Source organism: Azonexus hydrophilus (assembly GCF_038368255.1).
GTDB classification, from domain to species: Bacteria; Pseudomonadota; Gammaproteobacteria; order Burkholderiales; family Rhodocyclaceae; genus Azonexus; species Azonexus hydrophilus.
This window is the reverse complement of sequence record NZ_CP151406.1, coordinates 1,431,444-1,444,811: the sequence shown is the minus strand read 5'-3', so window position 1 is coordinate 1,444,811 and position 13,368 is coordinate 1,431,444. Positions and strand designations below refer to the sequence as shown.

Here is a 13,368-nt window from a genome sequence, read left to right as displayed (position 1 = left end):
TTTCATCGATGTACCAGTCCCCCCTGCTTCAGGATCTGCATGAGCGCGGTCTGATCGCCCAGCTCACCGACGCGGAAACGCTCGACAAAATGCTGCAGGAGGAAAAGATCACGCTGTATTGCGGCTTCGATCCGACCGCCGACAGCCTGCATCTCGGCCATCTGGTGCCGGTGCTCATCCTCAAGCGCTTCCAGCAGGCCGGGCATCGGCCGATCGCGCTGGTCGGCGGCGCCACTGGCATGATCGGCGACCCCAGCTTCAAGGCCACCGAGCGCAAGCTCAACACGCCGGACGTGATCGCTTCCTGGGTCGGCAAGATTCGCGGTCAGGTCGAGCCCTTCCTCAGTTTCGAAGGCGACAACGCGGCGCTGATGGCGAACAACCACGACTGGTTCGGCGCCATGAACTGCCTGGAATTCCTGCGCGACATCGGCAAGCACTTCTCGGTCAACGCCATGATCAAGAAGGAATCGGTGCAGCAGCGGCTGGTACGCGAAGACCAGGGGATTTCCTACACCGAGTTTTCCTACAGCCTGCTGCAGGGCTACGACTTCGCCGAACTCTACAAGCGCCACCAGTGCAAGCTGCAGGTCGGCGGTTCCGACCAGTGGGGAAACATCACCGCCGGCACCGACCTGACCCGCCGCCTGCACCATACCCAGGTTTACGGCATGACCGTGCCGCTGATCACCAAGGCCGACGGCACCAAGTTCGGCAAGACCGAATCCGGCGCCGTCTGGCTCGACCCGAAGAAGACCTCGCCCTACGCCTTCTACCAGTTCTGGCTGAACACGGCCGACGCCGACGTCTACAAGTTCCTGAAGTTCTTCACTTTCCTGCCGGTGGCGCGCATCAACGAGATCGAGGCGGCGGACAAGGCGAGCGGCGGCAAGCCCGAAGCCCAGCGCATCCTGGCCGAGGAAGCGACCCGCCTGGTGCACGGCGAAGTGGCATTGATGGCGGCGCGGCGCATCACCGAATGCCTGTTCTCCGGCCAACTGGCCGATCTGACCGAGAACGACCTCGAACAACTGGCGCAGGACGGCATGCCCGGCATCACGCTCGACAGCGCCGCCGACAGCCTGATCGACGCGCTGGCGGCGAGCGGCCTGGCCAAGTCGAAGTCGGAAGCGCGCACCTTCATCCAGGGTGGCAGCGTGACGATCAACGGCACCAAGACCGAGTCGCTCGACCACCGCCTCGCCGGCGACGACCGCCTCTACGGCCGCTTCACCATCCTGCGCCGGGGCAAGAAGCAGTACGCGATGCTGCGCTGGCAATAAGTCGACGATGCGCCAGCTGACCCTCGACCTGCTGCCGGAAAGTCCGCCGTCGCTGGACAACTTCGTTGCCGGCGGCAACGACGAGACGGTGGCGGCGCTGACCGGCTGGCTGGCCGGCGCGCTGGAGGCGACCGCCTTCTGCCTGCACGGTGAGGCCGGTTGCGGCAAGACCCACCTGCTGCTGGCCTGCGGCTTCAACTACATCGACGCCGCTGCCAATCCCGGCCTCGACGGCGTCACCGCCGACGGCCCGCTGGCCGTGGACAATGTCGAGGCGCTCGACGCAAGCGGCCAGATCGCCCTGTTCGCGCTGTTCAACCAGCTCCGTGCCAGCGGTGAACGCCTGCTCACCGCCGCCGGCCAACCGCCGTCGCATCTGGCGCTGCGCGAGGATCTGCGTACCCGCCTCGGTGCCGGCCTGATCTACCGGCTACAGCCGCTGTCCGACGCCGAAAAGGCCGCCGCGCTGGCCGCCCAGGCCAGGGAACGGGCGCTCAAGCTGACGCCCGAAGCCATCGACTACCTGATGCGCCACGCGCCGCGCAACATGCGCGCGCTGTCGGCGCTGATCGTCGCCCTCGACCGCTACACCCTAGAACACAAGCGCGCGGTGACCCTGCCGTTGCTGCGCGAACTACTCACCCAGGAAGCCACCGCATGAACCTCGCCCTTTTTGATCTCGACAACACCCTGCTCGCCGGCGATTCCGACTTCGAATGGGCGCAATTCCTGATTTCCAAGGGCGTCGTCGACCGCGAAGTCCAGGAAGCCAAGAACGTCGAGTTCTACGAGCACTACAAGGCCGGCACGCTCGACATCGACGCCTTCCTCGAATTCCAGCTGGCGCCGCTGACCCGCCACCCGCGCGCCGAACTCGACGCCTGGCACCGCGAGTACATGGACCGCCACATCCGCCCGCTGATCGGCGACAAGGCGCGGGCGCTGGTGCGCAGCCACCTCGATGCCGGCGACCTGTGCGTGATCGTCACCGCCACCAACAGTTTCGTCACCGGCCCGATTGCCCGCGAATTCGGCATCCATCACCTGATCGGCACGATTCCGGCGGTCGACGTCAAGGACGGCGCTTTCTTCGGCACCTCGACCGGGACACCGTCGTTCCAGAGCGGCAAGATCGTCCGCGTCGAGCAGTGGCTGGAAGCGCACGGCCTGTGGTGGGGCAGCTTCGACAACAGCTATTTCTACAGCGATTCACACAATGATCTGCCGCTGATGAAGCACGTCCGCACCCCGGTCGCCGTCGACCCGGATGACAAACTGTGTCATCACGCCACTGAAATGGGCTGGAAAATCATCACATTGCGGTAAAATTCCCGCTTTTCGCAGCGCAGCATGCGCTTGACCCTCAGGCACCCGTGATCCGCAAACTCATTTCCCGCGTCTTCCGCGGCAACAAGAACAAGGGCAACCGGCATGAGCCGGCCGTGATTCCCGTCTCCAGCCACGGCATCACCCGCGACCGCCTGTCCAGCGGCAGCCGGCGCACCTGCGAAACGCTGCAGGCCGAAGGCTTCAAGGCCTACGTCGTCGGCGGCGCCGTGCGCGATCTGCTGATCGGCGCCGACCCCAAGGATTTCGACGTCGCCACCAATGCCACGCCGGAAGAAGTTCGCCGCTGCTTCCGCCGCTCGCGCATCATCGGCCGCCGCTTCCAGATCGTCCATGTGATGATGGGTCAGGAAGTGATCGAAGTGACCACCTTCCGCGGCACGCTCGACGAGACGACGAAGAAGGACGAACACGGCCGCGTGCTGCACGACAACGTCTTCGGCTCGCAGGCGGAAGACGCCGCCCGCCGCGACTTCACCGCCAACGCGCTGTATTACGACCCGACGACCGAAACCGTCATCGACTACCACCACGGCGTCGGCGACCTCAAGGCCAGGACACTGCGCATGATCGGCGAACCGCGCGCCCGCTACCGCGAGGACCCGGTGCGCATGCTGCGCGCCGTGCGCCTGGCGGCCAAGCTCGGCCTGTCGATCGACCCGGAGGCGAAAAAGCCGATCCGCGAGATGGCCGAACTGCTGGAAAACGTTCCTGCCGCCCGCCTGTTTGACGAGATGCTCAAGCTGCTGACCTCGGGCCACTCGGTCAAGTGCATCACGCAACTGCGCGACGAGGGCCTGCACCACGGCCTGCTGCCGCTGCTCGACGTCATTCTCGAACAACCGCTCGGCGAGAAGTTCGTCATGCTGGCGCTGGCCAGCACCGACGAACGCGTCCGTCGCGGCAAGGGCACCTCGCCCGGCTTCCTGTTCGCCACCCTGCTCTGGCACGAAGTGCTGGCGCACTGGGACAAGATGAAGGCCAAGGGCGAAGCCAAGATTCCGGCGCTGTTCCAGGCCATGGACACGGTCCTCGACGTGCAGGGCGAAAAACTCGCCATCACCCGCCGCATTGCCGGCGACATCAAGGACATCTGGGCGCTGCAACCGCGTTTCGAACAGCGCGCCGGCAAGCGCCCCTACGCGCTGCTCGAACAGCCACGCTTCCGCGCCGGTTACGACTTCCTGCTGCTGCGCGCGCAGGCCGGCGAAATCGACATGGAACTGGTCGAATGGTGGACGCGCTTCCAGAACGCCGAAGGTGACAAGCGCGCCGAAATGCTGCTGCCGGAAGCCGCCGGCGACAAGAAAAAGCGCCGGCGCCGGAAAAAACCAGCCAACGCCACGCCCCAAGCCAGCGACGCATGAGTCTCGCCTATATTGCCCTGGGCGCCAATCTTGGCGACCCGGCGGCCACCGTCAACGCCGCTTTTGCCGCGCTCGACCAGTTGCCGCAAAGCCGTCTGCTGGCGAAATCGGCGCTTTACCGCACGGTGCCGGTCGGCATCGCCGACCAGCCGGAATTCGTCAATGCCGCCGCCCTGATCGACACGACGCTGGCGCCGGAAGCCCTGCTCGACGCGCTGCTCGGCATCGAACAAGCCTTCGGGCGCGTCCGTGCCGAACGTAACGGCCCGCGCACGCTCGACCTCGACATCCTGCTCTACGACGACCTGACGCTGGCGACGCCGCGCCTGACGCTGCCGCACCCGCGCCTGCACCTGCGCGCCTTCGTCCTGCAACCGCTGGCCGACCTGGCACCGGACCTGGCCATCCCCGGTCGCGGCTGTCTGGCCGCCTGGCTGCCGGCGGTTGCCAACCAGGGTATCTGCCGCCTTTGATTTAACCCTTGCCACTTCGGCGCCGCTGTGTATCCTTGGCGCCGTCAACAACGCCACGGGACGCCCATGTCTGCTCAAAGCATCACCCGCCGCCTGACCCAGGCCGACCTCGCCAAGCTCTACGCCGCCGGCGAGAAGGTCGCCATGTTCACCTGCTACGACGCCAGCTTCGCCCGCCTGCTCGACGGCGCCGGCGTCGACTGCCTGCTGATCGGCGATTCGCTCGGCAACGTCATCCAGGGCCACGACACCACGCTGCCGGTCACCGTCGCCGACGTCGCCTACCACACCGCCGCCGTCAAGCGCGGTGCCGAACGCGCCTTCATCATTGCCGACATGCCGTTCGGCAGTTTCCAGGAATCGCCGGAAGCGGCCTTCCGCAACGCCGTCACGCTGATGGCCGCCGGCGCCCAGATGGTCAAGCTCGAAGGCGGCGCCGAGATGGCCCCGACCATCCAGTTCCTGGTCAGCCGCGGCATCCCGGTCTGCGCCCACGTTGGCCTGACGCCGCAGTCGGTGCATGCGCTCGGCGGCTACAAGGTCCAGGGTAAAGGCGACAGCGCCGCCCGCAAGCTGCTCGACGACGCCGTCGCAGTACAGCATGCCGGCGCCACGATGATCGTACTCGAAGCCATTCCCGCCGTGCTTGCCGCCGAAGTCACGGCTGCGCTGCACATCATCACCATCGGCATCGGTGCCGGCAAGGATTGCTCGGGCCAGGTCATGGTGCTGCACGACGCTTTCGACATCCCGCCGGGCAAGAAGGCCAAGTTTGTCCGCAATTTCATGGACGGCGCCAGCAGCCTGCACGACGCTGCCAGCCGCGCCGTCGCCGCCGTCAAGGACGGCAGCTACCCCGGCCCGGAACACACCTACGCTGCCTGAGATCATGCACATCCATTCCCGCATCGCCGACCTGCGCGGCGCGCTGGCCAAGCGTGGCCGCATCGTTTTCGTGCCGACCATGGGCAACCTGCACGCCGGCCACATCAGCCTGATGGAACAGGCGCGTGCGCACGGTGACACCGTGGTCGCGTCGATCTTCGTCAATCGCCTGCAATTCGGCCCAAACGAGGATTTCGACAAGTACCCGCGCACCTTCCAGGCCGACTGCGACAAGCTCACCGCCGCCGGCGTCGACGTCCTGTTCGCGCCGACCGAAGCCGACCTCTACCCCGAGCCGCAGGAATACTTCGTCGAACCGCCGGGCATCCAGAACATCCTCGACGGCGAGTTCCGCCCCGGCCATTTTCGCGGCGTTGCCACCGTCGTCACCAAGCTGTTCAACTGCGTCCAGCCGCAGGCGGCCTTGTTCGGCAAGAAGGATTACCAGCAGTTGATGGTCATCCGCAACATGACCCGGCAACTGCTGCTGCCGATCGACATCATCGGCGGCGAAACCGTGCGCGCCGACGACGGCCTGGCGCTGTCCTCGCGCAACGGCTACCTGAGCGCCGACGAACGCGCCGAAGCACCGCGCCTGTACCGGCTGCTCAACGAAATCCGTGACGCCATCCGCAATGGCAACCGCGATTTCGCGGCATTGGAACAAGCCGCCATCGCCGAACTGAATGCCAAGGGCTGGACCACCGATTACATCGCCATCCGTCGCCAGCACGACCTGTCCCCGACTGGCGACGACAAGCAGGCGCTGGTGATCCTTGCCGCCAGCCGCCTGGGCAAGACCCGGCTGATCGACAACCTGGAAATCTAATCCAATAACATATACCGACGGTATACACGAAGCACCGGTTTGCATTTAGAATATGCCACTTCACTAGCCGCAGCCTGCGGTGAAGCGCGCCATAATCCAGGAGCAAACCATGAGCAGCAATTCCAGAACCGATATTCACGACCGCTCGATCAACGCCACTTACGACATCACCGGGGATATCCGTAATGTCAGCCTCGGCAAGGGCAACGATGTCTTCAAGATTTCCGGGCACGTCCGTAGCATCGACACCGGCGACGGCAATGACAGCATCACCATTGGCGGCAATGTCGACCATGTGAACGCCGGCCGCGGCGACGACACGGTCAACATCATGGGCAACGCCCGCCACGTTGATCTTGGCGCCGGCAACGACCAACTGGAAGTTGGCGGCAATCTCGATCATGTCAATGCGGCCTGCGGGGCTGGCGACGACATCGTCACTGTCGGCGGCAACCTCCGCTACGCCCACCTCGGCGACGGCAATAACCAGATCACTGTCGGCGGCAACGCCGATTGCGTATTCACCGGCAAGAACAATGACAAACTGCTGGTCGGCGGCGACCTGAGGCACGCCAACCTCGGCCACGGCGACAACTGTACCGTGGTTGAAAAGAACATCGACACCATCATCGGCTACAGCGGCAAGGATTACGTCCGCGCCGGTGGCGACCTGAAGACGGCTTGCCTGCACGACGGCGACAACGTCATCCTCGCCGAGGGTAACGCCGACAACCTGCACACCGGCAGCGGCAATGACCGCATCGTGGTCGAGGGCGACCTGCGCTACGCCAGCCTGGGCAATGGCAACGATCAGGTGTACGTCGCCGGTAACGTCACCTGCTCGATCAATGGGGGATCGAACAATGACAGCATTCATGTCGCCGGCAACCTGAAACACGCCTCGCTCGGCTGGGGGGACGACAAGCTGGTGGTTCTCGGCAGCATCGACACCGTTCAACTCGGCGCCGGCCACGACCAGGCCTGGATTGGCGTGAATGAAGGCTACCTCGATGCCTCCTGTGGCAACGACACGGTCTATGTCGGGACCAACAAGAAGCTCATTCACATGGGTTCGGGCGACGATCAACTGATCCTTGGCAGTTTTGCCAACAAGACCGTGGTCGATGGCGGTTGCGGCAACGACACACTGACCCTGGTCGGTGACGCCAGCCAGTTCATCGTCCAGAAGAACAAGTACGGCGGCTACACGGACATCACCGACATCAGCAACGGCAACAAGATGACGGCCTGGTGGTTCGAGGAAATCAAGTTCGTCGCGGATACCCCGGAAGCGGACATCGTCGATCTCAATTTCGTCGACGATGTCTATTCCATCCCCTGCTTCCAGTAAGCCCCGGCGCCCGGCCCGCATTCGATGCTGACCGTTCCGCATCAGACGATACGGCTGTCCCTGCGCGCCTGCCGGGACAGCTTCATCAACGTGGGCCTGTTCAGCATGTGCATCAACATTGCCATGCTCGTTCCGGCCATCTACATGCTGCAGGTCTATGACCGGGTAGTCGTCGGCGCCAGCATGCCGACGCTGTACATGCTGACCCTGCTGATGCTGGTTTTCCTGATCGCCATGGGGGTGCTCGAATGGGCACGCCAGGACATCATGCGCCGGGTCAGCAATCGTCTCGACCTGCAGCTTGCCCCCTTGCTGTTCGATGTCGGTTACCGTCAGGCCTGGCTCTCCGCCGGCATGGCCGCAGGCACGCAACCGCTGCAGGATCTCAAGGGCATACGCCAGTTCGTCTCATCGCACGGCCTGTTTGCCTTTTTCGATACGCCCTGGGTACCCGTCTATCTGCTGGTGATGTTTGCCTTCCATCCGTGGATCGGTTTGATCGGCCTGCTCAGCGCCCTGCTCCTACTCGGCATCACCCTGGCCAACGAACGCCTGACCGGCCAGCACCAGAAGGCGGCCGAACAGGCTTACCACGAGGCCGGCCGGATGCTCACGCAAGTGCTGCGCAACAGCGAAGTCATGAGCGCCATGGGCATGCTGTCCCGGCTCCGCCAGCGCTGGCTATCGGAAAGCCGGGGTGCTCTGGTCAAGCAGAACGCCGCCGCGGAAATTTCGTCGATCCTGACCGCCGTCTCGAAAAGCCTGCGCATCATCATCCAGTCACTGATCCTCGGCCTGGGCGCCTATCTGGCCATTCGTCAGGAAATATCGCCGGGCATGATGATCGCCGGCTCGATCCTGCTTGGCCGCGCCCTGGCCCCGATCGATCAGATGCTTGGCAGCTGGAAGCAATTTGCCACCGCCCGCGAACAATACCAGCGACTGAACGCCAGTCTGCAGGCCGATCCCGCCCCAGAAACCCGGATGACACTGCCGACGCCGCGCGGCGAAGTGCGCGTCGAAGACATCGTCGTGACTGCACCCGGCGGCAACAGCCCCTTGCTCAGCGATGTTTCCTTCCACTGCGCCCCGGGGACCATCGTCGGCGTGATCGGCCCCAGCGCCGCCGGCAAGTCGACGCTGGCCCGTGCCCTCCTCGGCATCTGGCCCTGCGTCAAAGGTAGCGTCAGACTGGACGGTGCCGAAATCCACGGCTGGAACAAGGATGAGCTGGGCAGTCACATCGGCTATCTGCCCCAGGACATCGAACTGTTCGAAGGCAGCGTCAGCGACAATATTGCCCGATTCGGTCCGGCCGATCCGGAGAAGGTCGTCCAGGCAGCACGCGACGCCGGCATCCACGACATGATCCTGCGCCTTCCGCAAGGCTACGATACGCAACTGGGCAACGGCGGCAGCAAGCTTTCCGGCGGCCAGCGCCAGCGCCTGGGCATTGCCAGGGCAATTTACGGCCGGCCGTGCCTGATCGTCCTCGACGAACCCAACGCCAACCTCGATCACGTCGGCGAAGAGGCGCTTCTGGAAACGCTGGATATCCTTCGGGAAAACGCCTCGACCGTGTTCCTGATCACCCACAAGACCCGGATTCTTTCCGCCACCGACAAACTGCTGGTGCTGGCCGATGGCAGCCTGTCGATGTTCGGCCCCCGCGACCGCGTACTCGCCGAACTGAACAAACTGGCGCCGGTTCGACAGATCAAGGAGGCCTGGGCATGAACCCCGTCGGCACCGAACTGCCCCCCGTATCTGACGAACTGGCGGCCATTGTCGACACGGGGCGGGCGCGCCGGATCGGCCTGGGCGTCATCCTGTCGGCCTTCGTTCTCTTCGGCGGCTGGGCCTTTTTCGCCCCGATTGCCAGCGCCGTGGTTGCCGCCGGCGTGGTCAAGGTCGAACTTGAACGCAAAAGCATCCAGCATCTTGAAGGCGGTATCGTTCGCGAGATTCATGTCCGCGAGGGACAGCATGTCGAGCCGGGGCAATTGCTGATCACGCTCGACCAGACGCAATTCCAGGCCGACATGGAAGTCGGCGACAGCCAGGTGCATGCCCTGCGCGCCACCGAGGCCAGGCTGAAAGCCGAGCGTGACGGTTTACCGGCAATTGTCTTTCCCGACGATTTCGCCGGCGAGATCCCGCATCTCGCCCAATTCATCGACAGTGAAAGCGCACTCTTCCAGGCACGCAAGGGATCCCGCCAGGGCGAGATCAAGGTCTTGCAGGGGCGCATCCAGCAATCCGAATCCCAGATTGCCGGCTTGCAGCAGATCAATGCCCGCAAACAGGAAATACTGCAGTCCCTGCAATCCGAACTCAGCGACTTGCAACGACTGGTCGCTGGCAATTTCATCAGCCGGCACAAACTCAGCCAGATCGATCGACAGATTTCCGAATTGCGCGGCGATATTGCCGAAAACGATGCCAACATCGCCAACCTTCGCGTCCAGCAACGGGAAACCCGACTGCTCATCGACTTCCGCAAGGCCGAATTCCGCACTGCCGACATCGATGCACTGACCGAAACCCAGAAGAAACTCGACGAGTTGCTGAAAAAATCGATGTCGCTGGAAGATCGCGTCAAGCGTGCCAGCATACGGGCCCCGGTGGCTGGCCAGGTGATCGGCCTGCGCACCAATTCACCCGGCGCCGTGCTGCAGCCCGGCACCCATATTCTCGATATCGTCCCGGCCGGCGCCGATCTGGTGATCGAGGCGCGTATTTCACCGGCCGACGTCGACAGCGTACGCATCGACCAGCTCGCCGACATCCGTTTCACCGGCTTCAAGGCCACCACCACACCGGTGGTCGAAGGGCGCCTGGTGCACCTGGCCGGCGACCGCCTGATCGACGAGATGACCGGTACCCCCTACTTCACCAGTCACATCCATCTGACCGCCGAAGGCCTGCAACACCTGAAGCGTTTGAATCTGCGGATACAACCCGGCATTCCCGCCGAAGTCATCATCAACACCGGTGAACGCACGCTACTCCAGTATCTCGCCCAACCGATCAGCAATGCGCTGGCCAGAACATTCCGCGAGGACTGATTTCACTCGAAAAAGATCGTTGACAGCGAGTCCAATGCCGTTAAAATTCGCTTCCCCCAACTTTCTGGATGAGTGAAAAACCATGCAGAGAACCATGTTGAAATCCAAGCTGCATCGCGTGACGGCAACCCACGCCGACCTGCATTACGAAGGCTCCTGCGCGATCGATGAAGATCTGCTGGAAGCCGCCAATATCAAGGAATACGAGCAGATCGACATCTGGAACGTCAACAACGGCGAGCGTTTCACCACCTACGCGATTCGTGCCGAACGCGGTTCAGGCGTGATCTCGGTCAATGGCTCGGCTGCCCGCCGCGCCGCACCGGGTGACATCCTGATCATTGCCACCTTCGCCGCCTATACCGAGGTTGAACTGGCCCGCCACGAGCCGGACCTGATCTACGTCGATTCGCAGAACCGTATCGTCCGTCGCGGCCACAAGATTCCGGTTCAGGCCGCCGCCTGAACTGACGACCTGCACCGTCGATGACGAAGCCCGCCTCTTGGCGGGCTTTTCTTTTTCTGTACAATCCGTTGCACTATTTTTAAAAAAACCAACGGAGACAAACATGGGCGTGGTATTCGCCAAGACACAGAAAGGGCATGAAGAGCTCACCGCCAAGTCCGGCGGGCTGACCCCGCGTCAGCGACGAGTACTGATCATGGTCGACGGCAAACGTACCGTCGATGAATTGCGGGAGATGCTGCAGGCCGACGACCTCCAGCACACATTGGGACTGCTTGAGGAATCCGGCTTCATCGAAATCGGTGCCGTCAAGGATGCCGCAACCGGCGCCACCCAACCTGCACCAGCCGAACCGCTACCGTCGATCACGGCCTTCCGTCCAGCACCGCAACCGGCCAATTCCAAGGATATGGAGCAGGCGCGCAACTTCATCCAGAACACCTTGAAGACCTTCTGCGGCCCGTTCGCCCACCTGCACATCGTCGAAGCCGCCTTCGCCGCCCAAACGCATGAGGAGTTGCGGTTGCAGTTCGATCCCTGGTTCCATGCCGTCGTGCAGACCCGTGAGGGTCGCCGACGGGCCGAGGAACTGCGGACGATGTTGCTGAAAGTGATCTAGCCGGCCGATTCGTCGGACTTCTTGGCGCCATCGGCCTTTTTCGGCTTGCGGCTGCGCGTCGTTTTTCTGGCCGGCTTCTTCTCTTCCGCCGCGGCGACTGTTTCGAGCGGCGTCGCCGCCGGCGCTTCCGTCGTTTCGACGACGGCCTCGGCCGCCTTGCGCGGGCGTCGAGCGCCGCGCTTGGGCTTGTCCGTGGTTTCAGCGATCACCACCGGCGCTGGCTGAGGCGGCTCGGACGAGACAGGCTCGGCCACTGGCGAAACGGTCTCAACGGACACCTGCGCTGGCTCTTCCGGCCGGCTATCCTTGCGCGTACGCCGGCCACCGCGACGACGACCGCCCGATTTTTCCTCGACAGGTGCCGCGACAGCTTCCGTTTCGCCGGCAGCCGGCGTTTCCGGAGCTTCCAGTTGCACTTCAGGCGCTGCGTCGGCGACGACCGGCTCGCTATCCTGCGGCCGTGCACGCGTCACGTAGGTGCCGGACTTGTCGTCGCGCCCGACCAGCAGCAGGCCACGGCTAGCCGCCTCTTCGAGCAGGTTGCCGAAGGTTCGGTAGCCGTAATAGCTCTCGCTGAAGCCGGGATTGCGCCGCTTGACCACTTCCTTGAGCACCGAAGCCCAGATGCGTTCGGCTTCGCCGCGATCGGCCATGAGGTCGGAAAAGGTGGCACAGACCAGATCGACCGCCTTGGCCTTGCGCTCTTCCATCTTCTCGCGCCGCTTGGCTTCCTCTTCCGGCGAACGCTTCTCGCGTTCGCGTCGCTGCCCGCCACGCTGTGCCTCGCGGTCGCGGACCAGATCGTCGTAATAGATGAATTCGTCGCAATTGGTGACCAGCAGGTCGGAGCAGGATTGCTTGACGCCGACGCCGATGACCTTCTTGGCGTTCTCGCGCAGCTTGGAGACCAGCGGCGAGAAGTCGGAATCGCCGGAAATGATCACGAAGGTATCGACGTGCGACTTGGTGTAGCACAGGTCGAGGGCATCGACGACCATGCGGATGTCGGCCGAATTCTTGCCCGACTGGCGCACATGGGGAATTTCGATCAGCTCGAAATTGGCCTCGTGCATGGCGGCCTTGAAGCTCTTGTAACGATCCCAATCGCAGTAGGCCTTCTTGACCACGATGCTGCCCTTGGCGAGCAGACGCTCCAGCACCGGGCGGATGTCGAATTTCTCGTATTGCGCGTCGCGTACGCCCAGCGCAATGTTCTCGAAGTCGCAGAAAAGCGCCATGCTGGCGGTGTCGTTGGCGGCCATGGAGTCGATCCGTTTTGATGAAGGCCGCAGTATACCGCCAGCACGCTCAGCCGCTCCGCAAATCCGCCGTTTCCTCGTCGGTGAACAGCCGGGAACGGGTGATGAAACATTGCCCGCTACCGCATTCGAGCGAAAACGTTCCGCCCTGCCCCGGCACGGCATCGATGATCAGCTGGGTGTGCTGCCAGTACTCGTACTGCGCGGCACTGATGTAGAACGGCACGCCGCCGATCTCGCCGAGCCGGATGTCCTGGGCCCCCAGCGTCAGTTCGCCGTCGAGGTAGCAATTCGGGCTGCTGTTGTCGCAGCAGCCGCCCGACTGGTAGAAGAACAACGCCGGCCCGTGCGTGTGCTGCAAATGCTCGATCAGGGCCAGGGCGGCGGGTGTGGCAATAACGCGTTCGACCATGTCATCCTC

At 63.5% G+C, this 13,368-nt stretch carries 14 protein-coding genes; 12 read left to right on the top strand and 2 right to left on the bottom strand.

Features of this window, described 5'->3' with window-relative positions:
• Positions 1-8 precede the first annotated feature (8 nt).
• The 12 genes from tyrS to AADV58_RS06920 all read left to right on the top strand — a co-directional run bounded on the left by tyrS (position 9) and on the right by AADV58_RS06920 (position 11,688).
• Positions 9-1,283: a tyrosine--tRNA ligase gene (gene tyrS / locus AADV58_RS06975; RefSeq protein ID WP_341744407.1), complete on the top strand. Its 1,275-nt coding sequence runs from the start codon at positions 9-11 to the stop codon at positions 1,281-1,283.
• A 7-nt stretch (positions 1,284-1,290) separates the two neighbouring features.
• Entirely contained in the window at positions 1,291-1,944 is a 654-nt protein-coding gene (hda, locus tag AADV58_RS06970; RefSeq protein WP_341744406.1) for a DnaA regulatory inactivator Hda, read from the top strand.
• Complete coding sequence (locus tag AADV58_RS06965) at positions 1,941-2,609, top strand: HAD family hydrolase (RefSeq protein ID WP_341744405.1); 669 nt, start codon at positions 1,941-1,943, stop codon at positions 2,607-2,609. The genes hda and AADV58_RS06965 overlap by 4 nt, the downstream gene beginning before the upstream one ends.
• A gap of 47 nt (positions 2,610-2,656) precedes the next feature.
• The gene (pcnB, locus tag AADV58_RS06960; RefSeq protein WP_028996056.1) at positions 2,657-3,997 is read left to right on the top strand and encodes a polynucleotide adenylyltransferase PcnB; all 1,341 of its coding nucleotides are present in this window, start codon (positions 2,657-2,659) and stop codon (positions 3,995-3,997) included.
• Positions 3,994-4,470 carry a 2-amino-4-hydroxy-6-hydroxymethyldihydropteridine diphosphokinase gene (folK, locus tag AADV58_RS06955; protein WP_341744404.1) on the top strand — a complete coding sequence of 159 codons (477 nt, stop codon included), beginning with the start codon at positions 3,994-3,996 and terminating at the stop codon, positions 4,468-4,470. Before pcnB ends, folK begins: the two co-directional genes overlap by 4 nt.
• 66 nt (positions 4,471-4,536) lie before the next feature.
• A complete protein-coding gene (panB, locus tag AADV58_RS06950; protein WP_341744403.1) occupies positions 4,537-5,355 on the top strand; it encodes a 3-methyl-2-oxobutanoate hydroxymethyltransferase in 819 nt (272 codons plus the stop codon).
• 4 nt (positions 5,356-5,359) lie between these two features.
• Entirely contained in the window at positions 5,360-6,184 is an 825-nt protein-coding gene (panC, locus tag AADV58_RS06945; RefSeq protein ID WP_341744402.1) for a pantoate--beta-alanine ligase, read from the top strand.
• A 109-nt stretch (positions 6,185-6,293) separates the two neighbouring features.
• Positions 6,294-7,535: a calcium-binding protein gene (locus tag AADV58_RS06940; RefSeq protein WP_341744401.1), complete on the top strand. Its 1,242-nt coding sequence runs from the start codon at positions 6,294-6,296 to the stop codon at positions 7,533-7,535.
• Positions 7,536-7,559: 24 nt separating this feature from the next.
• The gene (locus tag AADV58_RS06935) at positions 7,560-9,272 is read left to right on the top strand and encodes a type I secretion system permease/ATPase (protein ID WP_341744400.1); all 1,713 of its coding nucleotides are present in this window, start codon (positions 7,560-7,562) and stop codon (positions 9,270-9,272) included.
• Positions 9,269-10,603: an HlyD family type I secretion periplasmic adaptor subunit gene (locus AADV58_RS06930; RefSeq protein ID WP_028996062.1), complete on the top strand. Its 1,335-nt coding sequence runs from the start codon at positions 9,269-9,271 to the stop codon at positions 10,601-10,603. Before AADV58_RS06935 ends, AADV58_RS06930 begins: the two co-directional genes overlap by 4 nt.
• Before the next feature lie 82 nt (positions 10,604-10,685).
• On the top strand, positions 10,686-11,069 hold the full coding sequence (gene panD, locus AADV58_RS06925; RefSeq protein ID WP_028996063.1) for an aspartate 1-decarboxylase: 384 nt from the start codon (positions 10,686-10,688) through the stop codon (positions 11,067-11,069).
• Between the two features lie 103 nt (positions 11,070-11,172).
• On the top strand, positions 11,173-11,688 hold the full coding sequence (locus tag AADV58_RS06920) for a hypothetical protein (protein WP_028996064.1): 516 nt from the start codon (positions 11,173-11,175) through the stop codon (positions 11,686-11,688).
• On the opposite strand, the gene AADV58_RS06915 is transcribed toward AADV58_RS06920, so the two are convergent.
• Both AADV58_RS06915 and AADV58_RS06910 read right to left on the bottom strand, forming a co-directional pair.
• Positions 11,685-12,950, bottom strand: a complete 1,266-nt coding sequence (locus AADV58_RS06915; RefSeq protein ID WP_281985364.1) for an NYN domain-containing protein — start codon at positions 12,948-12,950, stop codon at positions 11,685-11,687. The genes AADV58_RS06920 and AADV58_RS06915 overlap by 4 nt on opposite strands.
• 46 nt (positions 12,951-12,996) lie before the next feature.
• Positions 12,997-13,359 carry a DUF779 domain-containing protein gene (locus AADV58_RS06910; RefSeq protein ID WP_341744399.1) on the bottom strand — a complete coding sequence of 121 codons (363 nt, stop codon included), beginning with the start codon at positions 13,357-13,359 and terminating at the stop codon, positions 12,997-12,999.
• Positions 13,360-13,368: the final 9 nt, after the last annotated feature.